The sequence below is a fragment of the Glaciecola sp. XM2 genome, from assembly GCF_018595715.1.
In the GTDB taxonomy this organism is placed as follows: Bacteria; Pseudomonadota; Gammaproteobacteria; order Enterobacterales; family Alteromonadaceae; genus Glaciecola.
On the sequence record NZ_JAHEOJ010000014.1, the window covers coordinates 243,897 to 266,930 of the forward strand.

The 23,034-nt window shown below is 44.6% G+C and carries 27 protein-coding genes; 18 read left to right on the forward strand and 9 right to left on the reverse strand.

The annotated features are described in order from the left end of the window. Positions 1 to 58: 58 nt before the first annotated feature. Together KJ365_RS01510 and KJ365_RS01515 are read left to right on the forward strand one after the other, a co-directional pair. Positions 59 to 859, forward strand: a complete 801-nt coding sequence (locus tag KJ365_RS01510; RefSeq protein ID WP_214449843.1) for an alpha/beta fold hydrolase — start codon at positions 59 to 61, stop codon at positions 857 to 859. 9 nt (positions 860 to 868) lie between these two features. Continuing rightward, positions 869 to 1,771, forward strand: coding sequence for a sensor domain-containing diguanylate cyclase (locus KJ365_RS01515; protein WP_214449844.1), 903 nt, complete (start codon positions 869 to 871; stop codon positions 1,769 to 1,771). 38 nt (positions 1,772 to 1,809) lie between these two features. Here the strand turns inward: KJ365_RS01515 and KJ365_RS01520 are convergent, their stop codons facing one another. Continuing rightward, positions 1,810 to 2,268: a thiol-disulfide oxidoreductase DCC family protein gene (locus KJ365_RS01520; protein WP_214449845.1), complete on the reverse strand. Its 459-nt coding sequence runs from the start codon at positions 2,266 to 2,268 to the stop codon at positions 1,810 to 1,812. Then, positions 2,265 to 2,906, reverse strand: a complete 642-nt coding sequence (locus KJ365_RS01525) for a Maf family protein (protein WP_214449846.1) — start codon at positions 2,904 to 2,906, stop codon at positions 2,265 to 2,267. The genes KJ365_RS01520 and KJ365_RS01525 overlap by 4 nt, the downstream gene beginning before the upstream one ends. Positions 2,907 to 3,049: 143 nt before the next feature. Here KJ365_RS01525 and yceD point away from each other — a divergent pair, with 143 nt between their 5' ends. From yceD to KJ365_RS01595, 14 genes are all read left to right on the forward strand, one after another. Next, positions 3,050 to 3,571 carry a 23S rRNA accumulation protein YceD gene (gene yceD / locus KJ365_RS01530; RefSeq protein ID WP_214449847.1) on the forward strand — a complete coding sequence of 174 codons (522 nt, stop codon included), beginning with the start codon at positions 3,050 to 3,052 and terminating at the stop codon, positions 3,569 to 3,571. Between the two features lie 9 nt (positions 3,572 to 3,580). Further along, on the forward strand, positions 3,581 to 3,751 hold the full coding sequence (gene rpmF / locus KJ365_RS01535) for a 50S ribosomal protein L32 (RefSeq protein ID WP_214449848.1): 171 nt from the start codon (positions 3,581 to 3,583) through the stop codon (positions 3,749 to 3,751). Positions 3,752 to 3,761: 10 nt separating this feature from the next. Next, on the forward strand, positions 3,762 to 4,784 hold the full coding sequence (gene plsX, locus KJ365_RS01540) for a phosphate acyltransferase PlsX (protein ID WP_214449849.1): 1,023 nt from the start codon (positions 3,762 to 3,764) through the stop codon (positions 4,782 to 4,784). A 4-nt stretch (positions 4,785 to 4,788) separates the two neighbouring features. Beyond that, positions 4,789 to 5,748 carry a beta-ketoacyl-ACP synthase III gene (locus tag KJ365_RS01545; protein ID WP_214449850.1) on the forward strand — a complete coding sequence of 320 codons (960 nt, stop codon included), beginning with the start codon at positions 4,789 to 4,791 and terminating at the stop codon, positions 5,746 to 5,748. Positions 5,749 to 5,787: 39 nt separating this feature from the next. Next, a complete protein-coding gene (fabD, locus tag KJ365_RS01550; protein WP_214449851.1) occupies positions 5,788 to 6,705 on the forward strand; it encodes an ACP S-malonyltransferase in 918 nt (305 codons plus the stop codon). Between the two features lie 11 nt (positions 6,706 to 6,716). After that, entirely contained in the window at positions 6,717 to 7,454 is a 738-nt protein-coding gene (gene fabG / locus KJ365_RS01555; protein WP_214449852.1) for a 3-oxoacyl-ACP reductase FabG, read from the forward strand. 217 nt (positions 7,455 to 7,671) lie between these two features. Next, entirely contained in the window at positions 7,672 to 7,911 is a 240-nt protein-coding gene (acpP, locus tag KJ365_RS01560) for an acyl carrier protein (protein WP_214449853.1), read from the forward strand. 81 nt (positions 7,912 to 7,992) lie between these two features. Continuing rightward, on the forward strand, positions 7,993 to 9,237 hold the full coding sequence (fabF, locus tag KJ365_RS01565; protein ID WP_214449854.1) for a beta-ketoacyl-ACP synthase II: 1,245 nt from the start codon (positions 7,993 to 7,995) through the stop codon (positions 9,235 to 9,237). 113 nt (positions 9,238 to 9,350) lie between these two features. Further along, positions 9,351 to 10,190, forward strand: coding sequence for an aminodeoxychorismate lyase (pabC, locus tag KJ365_RS01570; RefSeq protein ID WP_214449855.1), 840 nt, complete (start codon positions 9,351 to 9,353; stop codon positions 10,188 to 10,190). An 11-nt stretch (positions 10,191 to 10,201) separates the two neighbouring features. Then, a complete protein-coding gene (gene mltG / locus KJ365_RS01575) occupies positions 10,202 to 11,224 on the forward strand; it encodes an endolytic transglycosylase MltG (RefSeq protein WP_214449856.1) in 1,023 nt (340 codons plus the stop codon). Between the two features lie 11 nt (positions 11,225 to 11,235). Beyond that, positions 11,236 to 11,886 (forward strand): dTMP kinase, encoded by a 651-nt coding sequence (gene tmk / locus KJ365_RS01580; protein ID WP_214449857.1) that lies wholly within the window; start codon positions 11,236 to 11,238, stop codon positions 11,884 to 11,886. Further along, positions 11,873 to 12,787, forward strand: coding sequence for a DNA polymerase III subunit delta' (gene holB / locus KJ365_RS01585; protein WP_214449858.1), 915 nt, complete (start codon positions 11,873 to 11,875; stop codon positions 12,785 to 12,787). The genes tmk and holB overlap by 14 nt, the downstream gene beginning before the upstream one ends. Positions 12,788 to 12,799: 12 nt before the next feature. Then, positions 12,800 to 13,576, forward strand: coding sequence for a TatD family hydrolase (locus tag KJ365_RS01590; RefSeq protein WP_214449859.1), 777 nt, complete (start codon positions 12,800 to 12,802; stop codon positions 13,574 to 13,576). Beyond that, positions 13,573 to 14,193 (forward strand): pyridoxamine 5'-phosphate oxidase family protein, encoded by a 621-nt coding sequence (locus tag KJ365_RS01595; protein WP_214449860.1) that lies wholly within the window; start codon positions 13,573 to 13,575, stop codon positions 14,191 to 14,193. Before KJ365_RS01590 ends, KJ365_RS01595 begins: the two co-directional genes overlap by 4 nt. Here the strand turns inward: KJ365_RS01595 and KJ365_RS01600 are convergent. From KJ365_RS01600 to KJ365_RS01625, 6 genes are all read right to left on the reverse strand, one after another. Then, on the reverse strand, positions 14,183 to 14,581 hold the full coding sequence (locus KJ365_RS01600; protein WP_214449861.1) for a hypothetical protein: 399 nt from the start codon (positions 14,579 to 14,581) through the stop codon (positions 14,183 to 14,185). The genes KJ365_RS01595 and KJ365_RS01600 overlap by 11 nt on opposite strands. A 96-nt stretch (positions 14,582 to 14,677) precedes the next feature. After that, positions 14,678 to 15,319, reverse strand: a complete 642-nt coding sequence (gene msrQ / locus KJ365_RS01605) for a protein-methionine-sulfoxide reductase heme-binding subunit MsrQ (protein ID WP_250883984.1) — start codon at positions 15,317 to 15,319, stop codon at positions 14,678 to 14,680. Positions 15,320 to 15,364: 45 nt separating this feature from the next. After that, positions 15,365 to 16,366: a protein-methionine-sulfoxide reductase catalytic subunit MsrP gene (gene msrP, locus KJ365_RS01610; protein WP_214449862.1), complete on the reverse strand. Its 1,002-nt coding sequence runs from the start codon at positions 16,364 to 16,366 to the stop codon at positions 15,365 to 15,367. A 75-nt stretch (positions 16,367 to 16,441) separates the two neighbouring features. Next, positions 16,442 to 17,764: an anti-phage deoxyguanosine triphosphatase gene (locus KJ365_RS01615; protein WP_214449863.1), complete on the reverse strand. Its 1,323-nt coding sequence runs from the start codon at positions 17,762 to 17,764 to the stop codon at positions 16,442 to 16,444. A 14-nt stretch (positions 17,765 to 17,778) separates the two neighbouring features. Next, positions 17,779 to 18,378, reverse strand: coding sequence for a 5'-deoxynucleotidase (yfbR, locus tag KJ365_RS01620; protein ID WP_214450099.1), 600 nt, complete (start codon positions 18,376 to 18,378; stop codon positions 17,779 to 17,781). A gap of 2 nt (positions 18,379 to 18,380) precedes the next feature. Next, entirely contained in the window at positions 18,381 to 19,604 is a 1,224-nt protein-coding gene (locus KJ365_RS01625) for a pyridoxal phosphate-dependent aminotransferase (RefSeq protein WP_214449864.1), read from the reverse strand. 159 nt (positions 19,605 to 19,763) lie between these two features. Between KJ365_RS01625 and KJ365_RS01630 the strand changes: the two genes are divergently transcribed. Together KJ365_RS01630 and KJ365_RS01635 are read left to right on the forward strand one after the other, a co-directional pair. Next, positions 19,764 to 20,294 (forward strand): hypothetical protein, encoded by a 531-nt coding sequence (locus KJ365_RS01630; protein WP_214449865.1) that lies wholly within the window; start codon positions 19,764 to 19,766, stop codon positions 20,292 to 20,294. Positions 20,295 to 20,404: 110 nt separating this feature from the next. Next, positions 20,405 to 21,199: a DUF2189 domain-containing protein gene (locus KJ365_RS01635; protein ID WP_214449866.1), complete on the forward strand. Its 795-nt coding sequence runs from the start codon at positions 20,405 to 20,407 to the stop codon at positions 21,197 to 21,199. Between the two features lie 42 nt (positions 21,200 to 21,241). Here the strand turns inward: KJ365_RS01635 and KJ365_RS01640 are convergent, their stop codons facing one another. Next, a complete protein-coding gene (locus tag KJ365_RS01640; protein ID WP_214449867.1) occupies positions 21,242 to 23,029 on the reverse strand; it encodes a sugar phosphorylase in 1,788 nt (595 codons plus the stop codon). Between the last annotated feature and the right edge of the window lie 5 nt (positions 23,030 to 23,034).

Consider the following 23,034-nt stretch of genomic DNA (forward strand, 5'->3'; position numbering starts at 1 on the left):
TTTAATCTATAGCGCTTACTATACTCAAACCCATGCATGACAATGGAGTTAAACACTCATGACATCAGTTCTCACTCGCAATAACGTAAAGGTAAGTGGTCAAGCCGATGCTCCGGTTGTTATATTGGCCCATGGTTTTGGTTGCGATCAAAACATGTGGCGTTTTATGCAGCATGAGTTAGAGCAAGATTACAAAGTGGTGGTTTTTGACTATGTAGGCTCAGGCAATTCGTTGTTATCTGCTTATTCCATTGAAAAATATTCCTCTCTTGAAGGGTACGCGCAAGACATCATCGATATTATTGATGAGCTGTGTTTAAGCGATGTCACGATCATGGGGCATTCAGTAAGCGGTATTATAGCGGCAATCGCCTCGATACAAATACCAGCATGTATTACGAAAATTGTGATGGTATGTCCTTCACCCTGCTTTTTGAATTTGCCGCCAGACTATTTCGGTGGCTTTGACAAAAGTGATTTAGAAGAACTCATCGACCTTATGGATAAAAACTATATTGGCTGGGCGAATTATCTCGCACCCCTTGTAATGGGTACCTCACAGTCTCAAGAGCTAATTGGTGAATTATCGGGCAGCTTCTGTAGTACCGACCCCATCATTGCCAAGGCTTTTGCACATGCTACGTTTTTTTCCGATCAGCGCGCTATATTAAAAGAGATTACGGCTAAGACTTTGATTCTGCAAAGTACGCAAGATTCATTAGCAAGTGTCAGCGTGGGTGAATATATGGATGATAATATCCCTAACAGCCAACTGAATATTATCGAAGCAGAGGGGCACTGTCTTCATATGACAAACCATCAAGATATATTGCCGAGTATCCGAGCTTTTCTTAAGTAAGACGCCATAATGGATGATGTGAAAATAGACATAAATGATTTTCAGTCTGGCCATCTGATTGTTGATGCAAATCGTACAATCGTCTTTTGTAACACCTATGTTAGCGAGCTGTCAGGATATACACAATGTGAGTTAACGGGCTTGTCGATTAGTGAGTGCGTAACCAAAGCATCGAATATTTTTATTGATAGTTATATTTTCCCAGAGCTGCTGACACGTTTACGAGTTGAAGAAAACCAAATTAACTGGCTGACGAAAAACAAACAGCGTGTTCCAGTTATTGCGCATATAAATCTAGCAGAATCTGGGGTTTCTTACTGGTCGCTTTACGTTAGCGCGAATCGAGACAAGCTGCAAAGTGAACTTGTTAACGCTCGGAGCACCTTAGAACAACAAGCCAAAGAACTGCTTGATCTTGCAACGACTGACTCGTTAACGGGGTTGATGAATCGTCGCCGGCTCTTAGATTTAGCCGAAAAAACCAACAGCCAAATGGCAAGAAATAATTCGACATATGCCGTAATGTCTATCGACATTGATTTTTTTAAAAAAGTGAACGATACCTATGGGCATTATGTTGGTGATGAGGTGCTTAAAGGAGTTGCGAGTATCTTGAGCAATGGGCGCCGAGCAAATGATTTAGTAGCACGCATCGGAGGAGAGGAGTTTGTCGTCGTCTTGCCCGATATAGGCAGTGCTCACGCCTTGGAACTCGCTGAAGCTTTGCGCTCCAAAGTTGAAAGTGCAAACATTAATGAGGTCAAGCTAACCATTAGCATTGGTGTAACGGTAAGCGTAAAACACAATCACATTAACTTTGAAGCTTTAATGCGGTTGTCTGATGATGCTCTATATGAGGCTAAACGTAGGGGAAGAAATAGGGTGTCGTTTATTCAAAAGAAGCATGAGTAGTCCTTTCCACGCCTGGTTGAAATAGTAGTCTCAATCAATCACCTAAATTTATCTTTCTGTGCTGTTGTTGGCATCATACAAGCTTCTGACTTGCCAAAGATACGATAGCGGTGCTTTGCAACGAGATCATATACGGCGTCTCTGATGACTCGAGGAATGTAAATAAAGATTCGCATCATGTACCACCATCCACTTAAATCTTTACAAATGCTAAGCGCAGCGTCACTTTTAAGTAAGTATTGGCCGTCTTTGACGACAATGAAGCTGTCGTTTGCGATATGCACTAAGTTGTATTGCTCAAGTACGCTTGCCCCATAAAGGCTCTGCATAGATGAAAATACATAACGGTTGTGTGTATCGCGTTTGATGATGAAATTAACCGACCCTTGACATAAATGACAAACGCCATCAAATATGACCAAGGTTTTGCCCTCTAAGTCGGCGCTACTTGTTGTAGTGCGACTAGGTTGACCTCTCGCCTTTAAAGATGTGTTCATTGTTGTTGGTAAGTAGCGCTTTGCAAAACGTCTATGCCAAAGCGATTTAATGTGTCAACTAGGGCCATCAACGGCAATCCAATCAGTGTGTTGTAGTCACGGCCGCTAAAACCTTGAAATAAGGCAATGCCAAGCCCTTCTGCTTTAAAGCTACCGGCACAGTCAAGGGGTTGTTCTGCATGTACGTAGGCTTCTATTTGAGCATGGCTAAGCGTTCTAAATTCTACGCTGAACTTTTCAACTAAGGTATGTTGCTTTTCACATTGGCGCGGCGCGCATATCGAATCAGGTAATATGACACTTAGGCCTGTATAAAAATCGACGACTCTGCCGCTGCAGCGCGTTAACTGTGCAATTGCGTTTGTAATGGATAAAGGTTTACCTAACGGCGCATGCGTACCAGCAATGCATGCTACTTGGTCACTGGCTATGATAATATGCTCAGCATAGTTTGATACCAGCGATTGTGCCTTTTGTTGGCTTAAGCGCAAGGCTAAGTGCGCAGGCAGTTCTGTGCAAAGGGGAGACTCATCAATATTTGGCGATGCAACATCAAAGGCAATGCCCAATTGCCTCAACATTGCTGCGCGGTAGGGGGAAGATGAAGCTAATAAAAATTTAGGGGTGTCAGTGTTCATAAGGCATTCGTGAAATTTTGCTCACTATCTTAAACGTTAAATGAAACGCGCGCATATCTTTATGCTTTGTTATCGTACAAACCCTTTTAAAAGCAAGGAAATGCTTTGACTAAAAGACCTTAAGCCTATATTATTCGCGCGCTATGATAAACGTGAAACTACCTAAACGCCTCGATCCTGTCAAAAGCGCACAAAAATTGTCTTCTTATGAGGGCATTTATGTCGCTAAAGATATGCTTAGATTGAACGATATGGTGGACTCGATATTATCTGATGTATCGGTGAAAGTGGAGTTTGCAAAAGACGCGCAGAGTCTTACTTACTTTCAGGGTACGCTTGCTGTACAGGTAATGTTAGTTTGTCAAAGGTGTAACCAACCTTATCCGCATGATGTGGATATTGAATTTTGTTTTTCGCCCGTGCAGGGGAGTGAACAAGACGAAACGTTACCCGACGCTTATGAACCGGTAGAGGTAGATGACCACGGAGAAGTCGATCTCTTCCAAGTATTAGAAGACGAAGTAATATTGGCTTTGCCCATCGTAGCGCTTCACGCAGAAGAAGATTGCAGCGTAAAGGCACAAGACATGAGCTTTGGTAAGATCGAACCGGAACCTGAGCGAAAAAACCCATTTGCGGTTTTAAAAGAGCTTAAGCGAGATTAGGAGTAACCTATGGCAGTACAAAAGAGTAAGAAAGCCAGAGCGAAGCGCGGAACCCGCCGTTCGCATGATGCATTAACAGCAGAAACATTGTCTGTTGATTCAACATCTGGTGAAACTCATCGTCGTCATCACGTAACGGCTGATGGTTTCTATAAAGGCAAAAAAGTCATCGATATCTAAGGCTTAGGTCTTGTCGATAACTACGATTGCACTAGATATCATGGGGGGCGATAAAGGCCCCCATGTTTTTTTGCCCGCTATTCAGCGCGCACTCACCACCCATACCTCTCTTCATGTCATCATATGCGGCGATGAAGATACACTGTTTCACTTTGAAAAAGCCCTGATCCCTGAATTCGGTCCACGAGTTGCTAGTAAGATATGCTCGCAGGTCGTTGATATGCACATCAAACCCACTGTGGCCCTGCGTAAGATGCAAGACTCAAGTATGCGTGTAGCCCTTGACCTTGTGCAATCTGGTGAAGCCGACGGATGTGTAAGCTGCGGCAATACCGGCGCGTTGATGGCAATGGCGTATTACGTGCTTAAAACGATCCCTGGGATATCGCGCCCAGCGCTGGTTTCTGCGTTACCGACGGCAAACAAGAAAAAGGTACTGCTGTTAGATTTAGGTGCGTCGATTAACTACGATGCAGAAAACCTGTTGCAGTACGCTGTGATGGGTTCGGTATTAATGCGCGAAATCGGCGGTTTAGCGGCCCCACGAGTTGCCTTGCTAAACGTGGGTGAGGAGGACATTAAAGGTCACTCATTAATCAAACATGCCGATTTGCTAATTAATCAATGTCCTAGTGTGAATTACGTTGGATACGTAGAGGGCGACACATTGTTTTCGGGTGATGTCGACGTTGTAGTAACCGATGGATTTACCGGTAACGTTGCCCTCAAGGCGAGTGAGGGGATTGCCAAACTCGTTATGAATGAAATTCGTGAAATAACAAAAGAAACGTGGTTTGTTCGATTAATCAGCAAACTCACCCTTCCATTACTTAAAAAGCTATATCAGCGCATGAACCCCGACCAGTATAATGGTGCGAGTCTGATAGGATTGCGCGGCACTGTGGTCAAAAGCCATGGGAACGCATCTGCAGACGCCTGTTATTATGCTATCAAACAAGCAGTTGTTGAAGTTCAGCAAGGCGTGCCAGACAAAATAAGAACAAAAATAGAACAAGAGCTAATGGAGCACTAAGCCTATGTATTCACGCATTATTGGGACCGGAAGTTACTTTCCGAGTGAGGTGCGTAGCAATGCCGATTTAGAAATCATGGTAGATACGTCGGACGAATGGATTACTGATAGAACGGGAATCAAAGAAAGACGCATTATTGGTGAGCATGAAACCGCTGCCACCATGGGCGCGCAAGCGAGTATTCAGGCCTTAGAAGCCGCTAATATCCAAGCAAGCGATATCGATTTAATCGTATGTGCGACAACCAGTGGGCGTCACGCACTCCCTAGTTCAGCTTGTGAAATCCAAAAGATTCTAGGGGTAGATAATATTCCAGCATTTGATGTTGCTGCGGCATGCGCCGGCTATTGCTATGCATTGAGTGTTGCTGACCAATATATAAAAAGCGGCATGATGAAAAGAGTGCTGGTAATTGGCACAGATTGTTTAAGTCGCATGATAGACCCAGCAGATCGTTCCATGATCATTCTATTTGGTGATGGTGCCGGAGCCACGGTACTCGAAGCAAGTGAATCCCCTGGTATACTCTCTACCCATATTAATGCAGCAGGCTCTTATGGCGACTTATTGCAAATCGGGCATGTGCAGCATGGCAATGAAGCATCCGTGCATGAAAACTGGGGCTCAATGAAAGGCAACGAAGTGTTTAAAGTAGCCGTGACTAAGTTAAGTGAAATCGTTGAGCAAACGCTCACCGCTAACAACTTACAAAAGTCTGATATTGATTGGTTGGTCCCGCATCAAGCGAATTTTAGAATTATTAAAGCAACCGCCAAAAAACTGAATATGTCACTGGATCAAGTGGTCATTACCCTCCAGAATTATGGCAACACCTCAGCCGCGACAGTACCAACGGCGCTAGACACGGCAATACGTGACGGACGCATCCAAAGAGGTCAGCATTTATTGCTGGAGGCCTTTGGTGGTGGCTTTGCTTGGGCGTCGGCCTTAGTAAAATATTAAAATAGTGTGATAATAAAAACATCATGAAGGAAATAAATAATGAGTAAAACGGCCTGTGTCTTTCCTGGTCAGGGATCACAATCTGTTGGCATGTTGTCTGAATTGGCAAGTAACTTTGCGAGCGTAGAAGAGTGTTTTGCCGAGGCATCAGATGCGCTTAATTATGATTTGTGGAAGTTGACACAAACAGACGAAAACGAACAGCTTTATCAAACACACATTACTCAGCCAGCGTTGCTGACGGCAAGCGTTGCTGCATATCGCGTATTGGCGGCTGAACGTGATGTTCAACCCAGCTTTTTTGCGGGTCACAGCCTAGGCGAGTATTCCGCATTGGTCGTGGCAGGTGTCATTCCGTTAGCCACCGCAGTCACCTTAGTTGAGGCCCGTGGCAAGTTTATGCAATCAGCAGTGCCTGCAGGCGTTGGAGCAATGTATGCGATTATTGGCTTAGATGACCAAAGCATTATTGATATTTGCCAAGCAGTATCTCAAAGTACTGGCCAAGTAGTCTCGCCAGTAAACTTTAATTCTCCCGGTCAGATTGTGATTGCCGGTAATAAAGAAGCGGTTGAACAAGCGGGTGCACAATGCAAAGAGGCGGGCGCAAAACGTGCATTGCCTTTAGCGGTAAGTGTGCCATCCCATTGCGCCTTGATGCGCAGTGCGGCTGATGAGTTGGAGGCGTTGTTGACAAATACAGATTTTGGCTCGCCAAATGTACCGGTAGTCAATAATGTGGATGTAGCGGTGGTGAGCAATCCGGCACAGATTAAGCAAGCACTCGTCAAGCAGCTTTATAGCCCTGTGCAATGGACGCAGACCGTGCAATATCTTGCCTCACAAGGTGTACAAAGCATTATTGAAGTAGGTCCAGGTAAAGTATTAACTGGTTTGAACAAGCGTATCGATAAGTCATTAGCATTATCGTCGTTTAGCTCACCTGCAGATTTATAGAAGGAAACAACATGTTTGATTTAAACGGAAAGGTTGCGTTGGTTACGGGCGCTAGTCGTGGCATAGGCAAAGCGATTGCAGAGCAGTTAGTCAGTCAAGGTGCAACGGTCATTGGTACAGCTACCAGTGATAACGGTGCGCAAGCGATTTCAGATTATTTAGGTGGTAACGGTAAAGGAATGACCCTAAATGTGACAGACGACGCCTCTATTGCACAGGTGCTAAGTGACATAAGCGAGCAATTTGGTGCACCTGATATTTTGGTCAATAATGCCGGTATCACGCGCGATAATCTTATCATGCGCATGAAAGAAGATGAGTGGGATGACATTATGCAAACCAATCTAACATCGGTATTTAAGCTGTCTAAAGCATTGATGCGTGGAATGATGAAAAAGAAAAACGGGCGCATTATCTCTATTGGCTCGGTAGTGGGGTCGACGGGGAATGGCGGTCAGTCAAACTACGCGGCGGCTAAAGCAGCAGTAATAGGCTTTAGTAAGTCTATGGCGAGAGAAATCGCATCTCGAGGCATTACTGTAAATGTGGTATCACCGGGCTTTATTGATACAGATATGACAAGAAGTTTGACGGATGAGCAAAAACAGGCAATATTTAACGATATTCCAGCTAACCGTTTAGGTGAGGCAAATGAAGTTGCAGCAGCGGTAGGTTTTTTATGCTCTGATGCAGCGGCATACATTACTGGTGAAACATTGCACGTTAACGGCGGTATGCATATGGGGTAGTCCCCGACTTTTTTACACTTGCAATCATTTCTAAGCTCTGTAATCTGTAGAAATAACCGTAGCTTAGGCAGATTTAGTATATAAAGTAAGCAAGCTATTAGAAATTTGTGGTTTGACCACTCACTAAATTGTTGGTTAGACTTGCATGGTAAGGGTTAGGGCAATAAACTACACCCGCTAATTTTAAAAACAAGGTACGTTAAGGAAACCTGTCATTATGAGTAACATCGAAGAACGCGTAAGAAAGATCATTATAGAGCAATTGGGCGTTAAAGAAGACGAAGTAAAATCAGAAGCCTCGTTCGTAGATGATTTAGGAGCTGATTCTTTGGACACTGTTGAGCTAGTAATGGCTCTTGAAGAAGAGTTCGATACCGAGATTCCAGACGAAGAAGCAGAGAAAATCACCACCGTTCAGTCAGCAATTGATTATATCAACGCTAACAAAGACGCATAAGCAGCATTTATGAAAAACGGCTCTTTTGAGGGCCGTTTTTTTGTTTGTATATATTAAAGATATGGAAGGTAGGAGGCTTAGGTGGCGAAACGTCGCGTAGTGGTTACCGGTCTTGGTATGTTATCGCCCTTAGGTTGCGATATTAAAAGCACTTGGGACAATATTCTTGCAGGTAAAAGCGGTATTGGACCCATTACTCAATTTGATGCATCAAATTTTAATACTCGCTTTGCTGGAGAGATTAACGATTTTGATGTTGAAGCGTACATTGCTAAAAAAGAAACAAAAAAGATGGATCGCTTTATTCAACTTGGGATCGCAGCAGGTATTCAAGCACTGAAGGATTCTGGCTTAGCTATTACGGCAGAAAATGCGAAGCGCGTTGGCGTGAGCATCGGTTCAGGCATTGGTGGTTTGGGTCTGATTGAAGAAAACCATCGCAAGTTGCTTGAAAGCGGTGCAAAACGTGTGTCTCCATTCTTTGTTCCATCTACCATTACCAATATGATTTCGGGCTTTCTGTCTATTATGGAAGGCCTTAAAGGACCTAATCTTAACGTGGTGACGGCGTGTACTACCGGTGTGCATAATATTGGCGTTGCGGCTCGTACCATTTCCTATGGTGATGCTGACGCAATGCTAGCAGGTGGTTCCGAGTCAAGCATCACTCCGTTAGCGATTGCCGGGTTTGGCTCTGCACGCGCACTATCGACACGTAACGATGCTCCTCAGCAAGCCAGTCGTCCATGGGATAAAGATCGCGATGGATTTGTGATGGGCGAGGGCGCAGGCGTAGTCATGCTTGAAGAGTATGAAAGTGCAAAAGCCAGAGGTGCTCGCATATATGCTGAACTAGTCGGTTTTGGCATGAGCGGCGATGCTCACCATATGACATCACCGCCACCCGATGGTGAAGGTGCAGCAGACGCAATGGAAAATGCGTTAAATGATGCCGGCGTCGACGCTAAAGAGGTCGTATATATCAATGCTCACGGCACATCAACACCAGCAGGAGATGTTGCTGAGGTAAATGCGGTTAAACGTATTTTTGGTGAGCATGCATACAAAGTGAAGGTAAGCTCCACTAAATCTATGATTGGGCATTTGCTCGGTGCTGCAGGTTCGGTTGAGTCTATTTTTGCTATTTTGGCACTTATTGACCAAAAAGCGCCACCAACGATTAACTTAGACAATCCTGGTGAAGGCTGCGACTTGGATTTTGTACCTAACAAGGCCGCTGACCTTGACGGTGACTACGCCTTATGTAATTCATTCGGATTTGGTGGCACCAACGGTTCTTTGTTGTTTAAACGCCATACCGATTAATATTATGAGCTTGTTGTGTTTGCTGGCTATAGTTCGGTGAGCACAATAAGTTTCTGTCTACCTTTCATGTGTAATGTAGTTGATTTACCACGGTTTAAGGATACACTTTGACCATGGCTACTGCTCAATTTCTCATTAACCCACATCATATCGCTGCCACTGACAGAAGTGCGCAGTATGGCGACGCTTGCTTTACTTCCATGTATGCTGAGTCGGGTGCAGCTTTTCTTTTGAAGGCTCACCTTCAGAGGCTTCAGGACGGTTGCGCGGCGCTACAGATACCCTTTACACAATGGAACGCCTTAGAAAGCAACTTACGAGAGGTGTTATCCGGTATCACCGACGCGACCGCCGTTAAAGTGCTTATTTCCCGTGGTAGCGGTGGAAGAGGTTATCAGCCTCCTTCAAGTGTCGATATGGTGTGTGTGATTAGTACGCATCCGACTGATCCCATATTGCCGCCGAGTGTGGTGTTAAATTTAGGGGTTAGCGACGTTAGCTTATCAAAAGAGCCGTGGTCTGAGGGCATTAAGCACAATAACCGCCTGAGTCAAGTGTTAGCGCGAGCGAATTTGCAGTCAAAAAACACCGATGAGCTTGAGGACGTGTTGATGTGCAATGAGTATCAGCATGTAGTTGAAGCAACATCGTCCAATGTGTTTTACCAAATAGATGGGGTTTGGCACACGCCGCCTATTGAGGCCTATGGCGTAAAAGGAGTGATGCGTGAAGCGTGGCTCCAATACTTAAGCCAAAATGATATCATGGTGAATCAAAGTTACCATCATATCGATATGTTCCGCGAGGTCGAAGGTATGCTGTTGACCAATGCCGTGCGCGGCGTCAGGCCTGTTGCCAAACTCACCTTGCCCGATTCGCAGCACGTGCTAGATACTTCAGCGCATCTCGATTTAATAAACCGTTTTATGTCGCAATCACAGCAAGCAGGATAAATGGCCGCAATATGATCAAAAAGATACTCATCACATTCGTCATCGGCTTTTTATGCGCGGTTGGTGGGGCGGCATACGTCTATAAACAAGTGACAGGCTTGTCGTCGGCGCAATTAGATATTCAGTCACCTTTAATCATTCAAGTGAGCAAAGGCCAAACGGCGCAGCAAATAAAACAGATGCTACCCATGCAGCCTACTGAGCTCGATATCGTATACTTTAAGCTGTGGCTACGGATGTATCCTCAGTATGCAAACATCAAAACTGGCTATTACGAATTTACGACTGCGCAAACGCTAGGGGACGTGTTCTCTCGCATTAGCCGTGGTGAAGAAACCCAGTTTAGTGTGTCGTTGGTAGAAGGCTTAACCATTAAAGAGTGGTATACACAGCTTTCTCAAGTGAACACGCTTACGCAAGATTTACCTAATATCGATTCGCTTTACGACACGCTAGTCAATCAAGACACAAGCTTTTGTGTTAACGAGTTAAGATCCATTGAAGGGTGCTTGCTTGCCGATACCTACTTTTTTGTTTACGGTGATTCGGCACTGTCTATTTTACAAAGAGCCTATCGGGCGATGGATAAGACCCTCGATTCGATGTGGGCAGAACGCTTTTTAGATATACCGCTTAAAACTCCTTATGAGGCGCTTATTTTGGCATCGATTATTGAAAAAGAGACTGCGGTCGCCGCCGAAAGAGGGGTTATTGCAGGCGTTTTTAGTAACCGCTTAGAGCTGGGGATGCGTCTACAAACCGACCCAACGGTTATCTATGGTATAGGTGATGCGTTTGACGGCAATATTACGCGCGCGCACTTGCGCGAAAAGACGCTTTTTAATACCTATAGGATAGATGGCTTGCCACCTACACCTATTGCTATGGCTGGGCCGCCATCGCTGCGGGCTGCCGTTCAGCCTGAACTTACTGACTATATCTATTTTGTGGCAAAAGGCGACGGTAGCCATCAATTTTCGGTTACACTAGCAGAACATAATCAAGCGGTAGCAACCTACCAACTCAATCGATAATCGAGGAAGATGTGGCTTCATTTATTGTAGTAGAGGGTCTTGAGGGCGCGGGTAAAAGTAGCGTGATTGCAAGGTTAATGAGCGTACTCAAGGAACATCAATTTGATGTGATCAACACTCGCGAACCGGGCGGAACGCCAATGGCTGAGGCAATAAGAGATTGCGTGAAGCAAGATTGGGATGAGAGCGTCACCCAAGAAACGGAGTTGTTGCTGATGTATGCCGCACGCAGTCAACTTGTGGAAAACATTATCAAGCCAGCGCTTAAAAGTGGTACATGGGTCATTGGAGACCGTCATGACCTCTCTTCGGTGGCTTATCAAGGCGGTGGCAGAGGGGTTTCACTCGATACATTGAAAAGCCTTCGCCAGATGACTTTAGGAGATTTTGCACCTCACTTTACTTTGTATTTAGATATTGAGCCTTCCGTAGGATTAGCTAGGGCCCGAGGTCGAGGCGAGCTAGATAGGATTGAGCAAGCGGGCCTTGCGTTTTTTGAGCGTGCCCGACAGACTTATCAAGAGCAAGTCGCGAGCATGCCTAACGCGGTAACCGTGGATGCATCACAAGCAATGCAAAAAGTACAAGATGATGCTGCAAACGCACTTAACACCTATATAAAACATGTCCTATCAGCCCAAGCGAGCAATGCTGATGTATAAATGGTTGATGCCAACGCTAGAGGAGTTAAGTCAGCGCCTTGGTCGTTCAAAGCTCCACCATGGGATCCTATTGATGGGCGATATTGGCTGCGGTGAGTCATCGCTGGCCATCGCTATGGCGAATCGCATTTTATGCCAAGCCCCGACTGGTGCGCTCGCGTGCGGTAAATGTAAGGGTTGCCTGCTATTTAAAGCTCAGTCACATCCAGATTTTCATGAAGTGACAACAGATAAAACCCAAATTGGTGTGGATGCAATCCGTCAGGCTATTGATAAAGTCACTAAAACAGCACAATTAGGCGCCAATAAGGTTGTATTGATTGAGCAAATTGAACGGATGACGGAATCGGCGTCAAATGCCTTACTGAAAACCTTAGAAGAGCCAACAGACGGTACGTTCTTGATCCTAACAACGAATGCGCCGCAATATTTATTGGCAACCATAAAGAGCCGTTGTGAAAAAATTCGCGTACCCATGCCAAGCTTTGCGCAAAGTGAGAGTTATTTGCTTGAACAGGGGCTACCTGTACCAACTGCGACTGAGTTAGCCGCGTATCAGCATTCTCCTTTGTTATATGCTGAGCAATACGACCAAAAAGCGGTTAACTTTAAAGCGTTCCATGATGATTTCAATAGTTTGGTGGATGGAGCGCTTAATGCACACGAAGCCGCCGAGAAATGGAAAGATGCTGCGACAGACGCCGTGAATTGGACAGCGCAACTTTGTATGCAGCGCTTTTCACTGAATGTTAAGCAGACGATAGAAAATAGCGACACTGTCGTGGGAGCGCATTGGATGCAAGGGTACGATAAGGCAACTGTTGCTGGCAAAAAGCTCCGCCAAGCAGGATTAAATAAAACGCTCATCCTCGCTGCATTGTTCGCGCAAATTCAAATATAAAATAGAGGTACTATGTTCGTCGATTCACATTGTCATTTAGATAGGCTTAAAGCCTCTGATGCCGAGTTAGTCACTATCGTTGAAGATGCACATAACACCGGTGTGGAGCATATGCTTTGCGTGTCGGTATCGGTAAAAGAATACGCACAAATGCGTGAGAGGGTAAGCCATTTTAAAAATGTATCGATGAGCTGTGGTGTGCATCCTTTGCATCAAGAAGATGCGTGTGACATCGATACTTTGCTTAAGCATGTAAAAGAGCCAGAAGTTATTGCAGTAGGCGAAACAGGCCTAGATTATCACTACAGCGCCGATACCAAGGCTACTCAACTTACCTCGTTTGTTGACCATATTAAGGCAGCAAACGTGGTAAAAAAGCCACTTATCATTCATACACGCGCAGCTCAACAAGACACTTTACGCCTACTTGAAGAACACTATGAGCACGACACGGGCGCTGTATTGCACTGTTTCACTGAATCCTTAGAAATGGCGCAGGCGGCAATGGCCATGGGAATTTATATCTCAATCTCTGGCATTGTGACATTTAACTCTGCCAAAGAGCTTCAAGAGACCGTTAAACAAATTCCATTAGACAGACTGCTGATTGAAACCGATTCGCCTTGGCTTGCGCCAGTGCCCCATAGAGGCAAAGAAAATCAGCCAAAGTATGTGGCTGAAGTGGCTGAATTTATCGCGAAGTTAAAAGGCATTAGCACGCAGGAGCTAGCCGAACATACTACAAACAACTTTTACCGCCTGTTTAAGCATATTCCTCGCACATCATGAATTACCCTGATTGGCGGCAGCGCCTGGTAAGAAGCTTGCATCTGCATCGCAGTAAGCCTGAGGCTCGCTATTTTCAGGCGGCAAGTGTCGATAAGGATAATCTGCCAACCGTAAGAACCATGGTATTCAGAGATTTTGTTGAAAGCTCCAACGCGTTGCTGGCAGTAACCGACAAGCGCAGTGAGAAATTTACGCATTGGCAAACACGTCCGCACGCAGAGTTGCACTGGTATTTTGCTAAAACAAGAGAGCAGTATCGTTTTAAATGTTCGGTTGGATTAATTTATTACGATATGAATGCTCAAGATGTTTGCGTCACGGGTGCAACGTATTTGTCGATAAATGAAGCAAGAAGCTTGTATAACGAGCGTTGGGAACGCCTGTCAGTAGCAGCAAAAGCAAGTTTTTATGGCGCTGCGCCAAAAACATATGTTGATACCGAAACAACTCAAAATAATAGGCAAACTGCAGAGGTTAGCGCTTTGAGCGAATATTTTACTACCGTTGTTTTTGAACCCTATGGTGCCGATTATCTTGACTTAAAAACCACACCGCATACTCGCCTTATCTCAACAAGAGAGAGTGATAACTGGACGCTTTCTAGCGTTAACCCATAGCGACCTGGTCAAACTGCATCGCTAAACGCGCATGCACTAGCTGCGTACCCGAAAACATCTGTAGCATTTTGAGAATGCCAATTTGTGCCGCGCTAAGGTGGCAGTCAAAGTAAATCACGTCACAGGTTTCTGCTTTGAGCAGCTTAACCATTAATTCATATTGAGAAAGGGTCTTTGATGGGCGAACATTCAGGCCACCGTCAACGGTTTTTGCAAACTTCACATGCTCAGCAACACAGCAAAGCCAGCGTTTCTTGGTAGTCTTCGCATCACGTATCGAACTGACATTATCAAAGCGCTCTTGAGCTAGGTTGTTGCTTACCTGCGTTAGATAACCATGCCCATTGACTATACCCGTATTGGTAACGTTATTTTTGGCGATGCTCATGTTTGTGTTCATGTTCATTTTTAAGACCCCATAAAAGGTTAATCAGCAACTACTGTATGAAACAACAGTAATACTGTATAAATAAACATGCAAGCATTATTTAAAGATTTTTTGTATTTTTTTTCTCCGTAGGTATAACAGAATTAGCGTGATACCCATGTAAACACTAGGCTCTGTCCAATTAGAGGTGACCGACCACAAAAAATGCAAGCAGCCTAACAAAACCGCTACATAGACAAAATTATGTATGCGTTGCCAGTATTTTCCGAGCTTCATGCGCGCGGCACTAAATGACGTTAGGAGCATAACAAAGAGAATTATTAACGCGACCATACCCACTGTAATATAGGGTCTTTCAACGATTTCCGAGAGCACCAGTCCCCATTCATATTGCAGTTCATAAGCGGTAAACGCATACAGGTGGGCGAGGGCATAGATAGCGGCATACACACCTAAGGTTTTACGAACCACCATGAGCTGGGCAAACTTTAAGGTATTAGCCGCCGGTGATGTCAGCAGGCTCAATATCATCAAGTTGAGTGCGCCAATACCGGTAAAGTCCAATAAATATTGGACCGGGTCGCCACTGACGTTGCCATTTATCGCATTATAATACGCTAGGCCCAGTAAGACCGTCGCGATGCTATGAATCATCAGCCTAAACGCTAGAAGCCATCCTCGGTGCACGCGTATGGGCTTCTTTAACATTGCAAATGTTGCAGGTTTGGCTTTTGTCATGTCAGACAACGAAACAAGTCTCTGATGGCGTTAATCTCATTGGCATTAATAGTTGCTACGTAAATCTAAACTACTGTATAAAGATGCAACCTCATCATATCCATTAAACATCATGGTATCGATACGGCGCTGCTCGCTTAATTTGCTGCCAAGTATGCGACGCTCCCTCGCTTGACTCCATCGAGGATGGTCAACCTCTGGGTTCACGTTGGCGTAGAAACCGTATTCATTGGGCGCTAGCAACTCCCATGTAGTCTTGGGACGTTTGTCAGATAGGCGTATTTTTACCACCGATTTGATACTCTTAAATCCATACTTCCAAGGCACAACCAGGCGAATAGGGGCCCCATTTTGTGGCGGAAGTGTTTGGCCATACATGCCAACGCTCATAATCGCTAGCGGATGATAAGCTTCGTCCAAACGCAGGCCTTCTACGTAAGGGTAGTCAATACCACCGCCAACAAATCTGCTGCGTTGCCCAGGCATTTGTGCAGGGTCGTTGAGCGTTTCAAAAATAACGTACTTGGCACTGCCTAGAGGATTAGCGGCTTTAATCAACGCCCCTAACTCAAAACCTATCCAGGGGATGACCATAGACCAAGCTTCTACGCAGCGCAGGCGATAAATGCGTTCTTGAAGTGGAAAACGTTTAAGCAGGTCATCATAATCGAGCTTTATTGGATTCTCGACCATGCCCGTGACCTCTAACTGCCATGGGTTCACTACAAAGCCCTGGGCGTTTTCTACCGGGTCGTTTTTGCTTGTGCCGAACTCAAAAAAGTTATTATAGCTTGTTGCCACACCTTCTTGCGTCATCGGGTTGATCAGTGCATCACTTTTTTCAAAAGATAGGGGGTTGCGCTTAAAAGTGGGCGTGTCGTCATCGCTAAACCACTTAAACGGATTGGCCTGTGCAGATTGCGATAACAAAGCCAAAGCGCCGGTGTAGCCGAGTTGCTTTAACACTTTGCGACGACCTTGATAAACCGCTTGATCTGTTACTTCATGCTCGTGGGCGGCGTTTTTACTTGGTGTTTTTATGATCACAATCTATCCTCGAATTGGCACACTTTTAGGTCCCTAGAGTAACAGACCGTGGCAATCAAAAAAGAGTTTCAATCATTAACGATCTGTAATGCGATGAGACTTGGGTAAAAACAGGTTGGCATAGACTCTATTGGCGTATTCATCTGTCATGCCAGAGATATAATCAGCAATGACTCGCATGCCTAGCGCTTCGCTTCGCTCAGAAGCTTTCAGCCAGCGCTGAGCGGTATTTTTCGGTAATAGGCGATATGGTTCACTGCTAAACGCTTCAAACAGCGCCATGACAATCTGTTGACCTTTGTACTCTAATAGCTGAATTTCAGGCTTTTTGATCACATGAGCGAAGACGAAGTCTTTAAACACCGCCAAGCCAGAGGCGTAAGGCTCAGGTAAACAGGCAAAATGCTCCAACAGTGGCTCTTCAAAACAACCATGCTTACGCACATCTATGGCGGTGATGAAGCAATTAACTAGCGCACCAATTGCGTTTTTACGTGCATAGGCTTGCTCATTAAACAGCTGGCTTTCTATTTCTTGGGCGGTTTCACTTAACCAGGGAATATCCAATACGGCAAGTGCTTCGGTTACTTCACGATGAAATGCTGACTGCGTGACTAATCCCATCACAATGGCATCTTCTAAGTCATGAATGCCATATGCGATATCATCTGCAAGCTCCATAATTGAGCAATCCACCGATTTAAACTGTGTTTTACTATGCCTATTAGCTTGCTTTTTCGCTAACATAAACTGCATTTTATCGCCTTTACTCAAGGGTTGGGTAACCCAATCAAAAGCTTCTTGGTCGCAGCTATAAAGGGCTTTTGGTGGATGCCATTGTGAGGCTTTCACCTGAGTAAATTGTGATGGCTTTGTTGGGTAAATAGAGCGGTCTTCAAGATTTTCAATCATATTAGGATACTTGATAACACCAATCAGTGAGCGTCTTGCGAGGTTCATACCGTCTGACGGTGAATAGGTCTCTAATTTGGTTAAAATCCGAAAGGTTTGCCCGTTACCTTCAAAGCCACCAAAGTCGCTCATCATGTAATGCAGCGCTATCTCACCGCCATGACCAAAAGGTGGGTGGCCAATATCGTGTGCCAGGCAGATGGTTTCGATTAAGTGTTCGTCTAGCCCAAGCATTTGGGCTACCTCAGGATACTTTTGGCGAAGTTGTGCGGTAATGCCGGTGCCTATTTGGGCAGCCTCGAGAGAGTGCGTAAGGCGTGTACGATAAAAGTCACTGATCCCTACACCAACCACCTGTGTTTTAGCCTGTAGGCGCCTAAACGCAGCGCAATGCATAATCCGCGCTTTATCTCGCTGAGACGCGCTGCGGTGATCACCGTCGCGACTCGGACTTCTTAAATGCTTTCGTTCATCCCAAATATTCAATGTTTTCTCCGGCTTTATCGTGTATTAGACAATTCATCTACACTGACGAAGCAGTTCTGTTCAAACATGTCCAAAAAATAAGGAATTTCTGGCATGTCTTTGGCGTATTCATCTAACATTGCTTGCAGGCGGGTTTTCACATGAGAAAACTCTCTATTTTGGAAGCTTAATTCGTCACTTGCTTTGAGGTATGCAGAAATCAAATCCGCCGCCTTCACTATTTTTTTGTATACCGGATCGACGTTCTTTTGCACTAGCAGATGAGAAAACTGCGGCTGTAGACTCTCAGGCAGGGTATGTAAACATTCTATCTCAGCCATCTCTTCAATCTTTTTAAACTCACGCGTTAGGTCTGGATTATGGTATTTGGTTACGTGATTAATATCTTGGAGTTTGGTTTCTGACACCTCGTGATACAGGGCGACGGTGGCAGCGCGCTCCGGGTTAACGTCTCCATCAAAATACGTATTGCGAATGGTGGCGAGTAAATGCGCTATTACCGCAACCTGATGGCTGTGCTCTGCAACGTTTTCACCTTTCACAGAATGCATAAGCGCCCAACGCTTAATCAGAGGCATTCTTAAGATCCATGCTAGAAAAGGGCTTTTGGTCATACTCATACAGCACTCCTTTTATAGCTTTCAAAGAAATCGTGCATGCTGTCTAACGCCGGTAATAAAATGTCTTTATGCGGCAAAAATACCAGGCGAAAATATATACCTTGATGCAAGTTAAATGCGCTGCCATGCACTAATAGAATTTTCTTTTCTTTGAGCAGGTCGAGAATTAAATTTACATCACTGTCTACGGCAAATTGTTTGGCATCTACCTTGGCAAAACAATACATGGCTCCCATAGGCTTTACGCAAGAAATCCCCGACATCTGATTTAATCGCTCGTAGGCAAGGTTGCGCTGGGTAATTAAACGACCATTATTGCTCACCAAATCATTAATACTTTGATAGCCACCAAGAGCAGTTTGAATGGCATGCTGACTAGGCACATTTGCGCACATTCGCATGTTTGAGAGTATGGTTAGGCCCTCGATATAACTGCGAGCGGCTTTTTTATTTCCACTTACCATCAGCCAGCCCGCACGAAACCCAGCAACGCGATAGTTTTTAGAAAGCCCAGAGAACGTGACGCAGAACAAATCAGGCGCTAATGAGGCTATGCATATGTGCTCAGCATCGTCATACAGTACCTTATCGTATATCTCGTCGCTAAAGATCACCAAGTTGAACTCTCTTGCCAACTCAACCACCTGTAATAGAAGTTCTTTCGAATAGACCGCACCGGTAGGGTTGTTGGGATTTATTAACACAATTGCTTTGGTCCGAGGGCTGATTTTAGCGCGAATGTCGTCAATATCCGGAAACCAACCACTTTGCTCATCACACACATAATGCACAGCGCTTCCTGAGCTTAAGTTAACCGCTGCCGTCCATAAAGGATAATCAGGGGCCGGAATCAGCACTTCATCGCCGGTATTTAACAAAGCTTGCATAGCCATGGTTATTAGCTCACTGACGCCATTGCCAAGATATACATCTTCGATAGCAATATTTTCAATCCCTTTTTGCTGGTAATACTGCATAACAGCCACACGCGCACTATAAATACCTTGTGCATCCGAATAACCTTGGGCGGTAGGCAATTGACGAATAACGTCTTTTAAAATGTCGTCTGGCGCGTCAAAGCCGAAAGGCGCTGGATTACCAATATTGAGCTTTAAAATACGCTCTCCCGCTTCTTCCATTTTATTGGCTTGGGCCAGGATAGGGCCGCGAATGTCGTAACACACATTTTCGAGTTTGCTTGACTGAGTGATGGCTTGCATGAAGGCTTAATGAACTTAAGGTGAAGTAGATATTCTAAGGGTAATGCATTGCGCGGGCAGTGTTAAGCCATAAATGACATCTTTTGTCACACTTTTACACAGACTTTCATGATTTGAGTGGCTACTATGTCGAAAGTACACGGATAATAAGGAGTAGCCATGCCTGCACCTCTCGTTTGGCTCGGCGCAGCTGCGGTGTCTTTATACGCATCGAACAAACTTAACACTGCCCATTTGCGTCATCAGCAAATTGTCGCTGGTATGCCTGGACAGTGCAAACGACCTGTAGTGCCGGTAAATGGCAGTATTGTCACTTGCGACATCTTTGAAGTCTTTGAGCACACCGGAATTTGGATAAATGGCAACATTTATGAGTTAAATGGTAATGGTTTGGTCAGATGTATAAGCCCCAGTCGCTTTTTAAATAATCGTAGTGGCGAAAAAATATACATAGCCTGTGATAGGGATGGTAATCCTTTAGTCGAATCTTTAGCTATTGAACGCACCCAATCTCAACTTTACAGCCTGTATGACTATCATGTGTTAAGACAAAATTGCCATAAGTTCGTTGGTGAAATGATTGCAGGGACGACGCAGGATATCACCAGTTTTAGTGACTTAAATGTGTTCCTCAGTGGTCATTTTAACACACCAATAGACTGGCGTTTGACGCAGGTCAAACTTCCTTGAACATTTTTTGACCTGAACTATAAATTTTCTTAGTATAAAGTAGTAAGCTGTTAACAATATTTTAATATTTATAAGCGTTTGACGGTATCAACACCCACTAAGGAAATGTTATGTCAGAAAAAATCGAACCCGCCGCAGAGAATGCAATTGAACAAAGCGGTATCGCACGTGTTATTCCCTGTAAGCAATTGGATAAGTTCGACTGTTTCAATTGGATTGCGTTAGCAGTCACCGATTTTAAGAATGCAAAACTGATCAGTTTTTTCTACGGCGCTATCTTTACGATACTTCCATTGTCGATTTATTTCTTAGTGTATGCCACCGAATGGCACTTGGTCATATTTCCAGCGATGATTTGCTTCATGCTCATCGGCCCGTTTTTAGCAGCCGGTCTTTATGATGTTGCATGGCAATTTGAAAAGAAAAACAAGCCTTCATTAAGGCACTCACTTAAAGCGATGTCTCGCAATGCCGTCAACGAGTGGGGGTTTGGGTTGTTGCTGATGATCCTAATGATATTTTGGTTACGCGTAGCGTCTCTAATACACGCCCTATATCCAGAGTACCTAGAATTTACTTTTGCTAATGCATGGCCTTTCTTAGTCTTAGGTACCATTGTTGGAGCAGGCTTTACCATCTTAGTATTCTTTATTAGTGCCTTTACGCAACCTATTTTGCTTGAACGAAAAGTGGACCTAATGACTGCAGTGCTAACGAGCATGAACGCAGTGTGGAGAAACAAAGTGCCTATGTTTATTTGGGCATGCGTGATCATGTTCTCAGTCTTTTTAGGCTTTGTAACCTTCTTTGCCGCGTTTTTAGTGATTATGCCGATTATTGGATATGCTTCTTGGCATGGCTACATCGCAACGATTGAGACAAAGCGCGAGCGTAAGTTTGTTTAAACGAGAACGCAGATAATAAAAACGGGCACTTAGCCCGTTTTTTTATGCGTGTTGATATTGGTTTGTAAGCCACATAGATTGATATGGGGCGAGGCTAATCGACGAATGTTCTGCCGATATTGTTTCTTGAGATATCAGATCAGTCCAATCGTCGGTACCAATTAAATTTAGGTCTGACAAAAACATCGTCTGCTCTTGGTCAGTGATATTCGAAATGCAAAAGATGCTCTGTTTGCGATCGATACTCTGGCGCCAGTAGCCAAATAGTTCGTTACGCAGTTGCAGTGTAAATTGAGTTGCATTAGGGTGAAATGCTTTTTGCGCGCGCCGAATATGCAACAACTGAGTAATTTGTGTTAACACCTGATGATGCATAGAGTGCACATCATCGAGCTCTTTTTCTAACATGTTATAATCCCATCTGTGGCGATTGATGGAACGGTTATGCCCAGTATGTAAGACTTTTTCTTCATCGTTAGTGGTACCAAGTAACGAATGGATGTAAAGCCCAGGTATGCCTTCAAGTCCAAACATAATGGCATGGGCACAGATGAAGCGCTGGATTTGCCAATGATCCTCGCCCGCGAGTGTACCCTTTAGGGCATCAATTAACGCAATGTTGAGTTCATAGGGTTTTTGTTTGCCATTATCGGCACTGCGCCATCCAATGCGCCCGCCAAACTTCATCATGCAGTTGGCTAGTTCATTGATTTCTGTTTCACTTAATAGCCCTTCAGCAGGACGCAGACCGATCCCATCATGCGAAGCGACAAAGTTAAAATAAAAGGTGCCGTTTTGCGCAGGCGGCATACCCATAAGCCATGACTTTAAATACTGACTGTTGCCCGTAACTAATGTATTGACTAATAAAGGTGGCAACGAAAAGTTATAAATTGCATGGGCTTCGTTCGCGTTACCGAAGTAAGTAAGATTTTCTCTGTTAGGTATGTTGGTTTCGGTAATAATCAGCGCCTGTGGTGCAGCATGCTCAATGAGCGCGCGCATTAACCTTACTATTTCGTGGGTTTGTGGCAGATTGATACTGCTAGTGCCTGCAATTTTCCATAAAAACGCGATAGCGTCAAAGCGAAAAATCCGCGTCCCTTTATCGAGATATAAACGAATGATCTCCATAAAGGCAATCAGTACTTCTGGGTTTCTAAAATCAAAGTCTACTTGGTCGTGGGAAAAGGTGCACCAAACATGCTCTACGCCTTCGAGGGTCTTAGTTTCTCGCAACAGTGGCGAGGTTCGCGGTCTCACAACTTGTGAAATATCATCGGTTAAGCTGGCGGTAAAGAAAAAGTCTTTTCCGGGCGACTTACGTTCAATGAATTGTTGGAACCAGGCGCTTCTTGCTGAACAATGATTGATAACTAAATCTACCATCAGTCCAAAATCTTCTGAGATAGCTTCAATGTCGTCCCACGAGCCGAGGGATTCATTCACCGTTGAGTAATCAATGACCGAAAAGCCATCGTCAGAACTGTAGGGAAAGAAGGGCAGAATGTGCACATGATTTATGGCGTGAGAGCAATAGCGATTTAAGAATGTGTGCAGTGTTTTAAGTGGTGGCAACGGGCTTTCATCGGGCGCTAAAGATGCCGACTCAAACACGCTATCGCCATAGGTGATGAGCACAACGTCTTGTTCATCCCATAAATTCTCATGGGCTTTTGGAGCAGTTAATTCTGCATCATCATGTAAACGCATGGTGCTTAGTAAGCGACCTGCAATTACCTCTACTGACTCATTTAATGGCACATCTGCATAAATAAAAGTGAGTTGATGAACCAGTTTTTCTTTTAACTGTTCGTAGACGCTTAGCATGATAC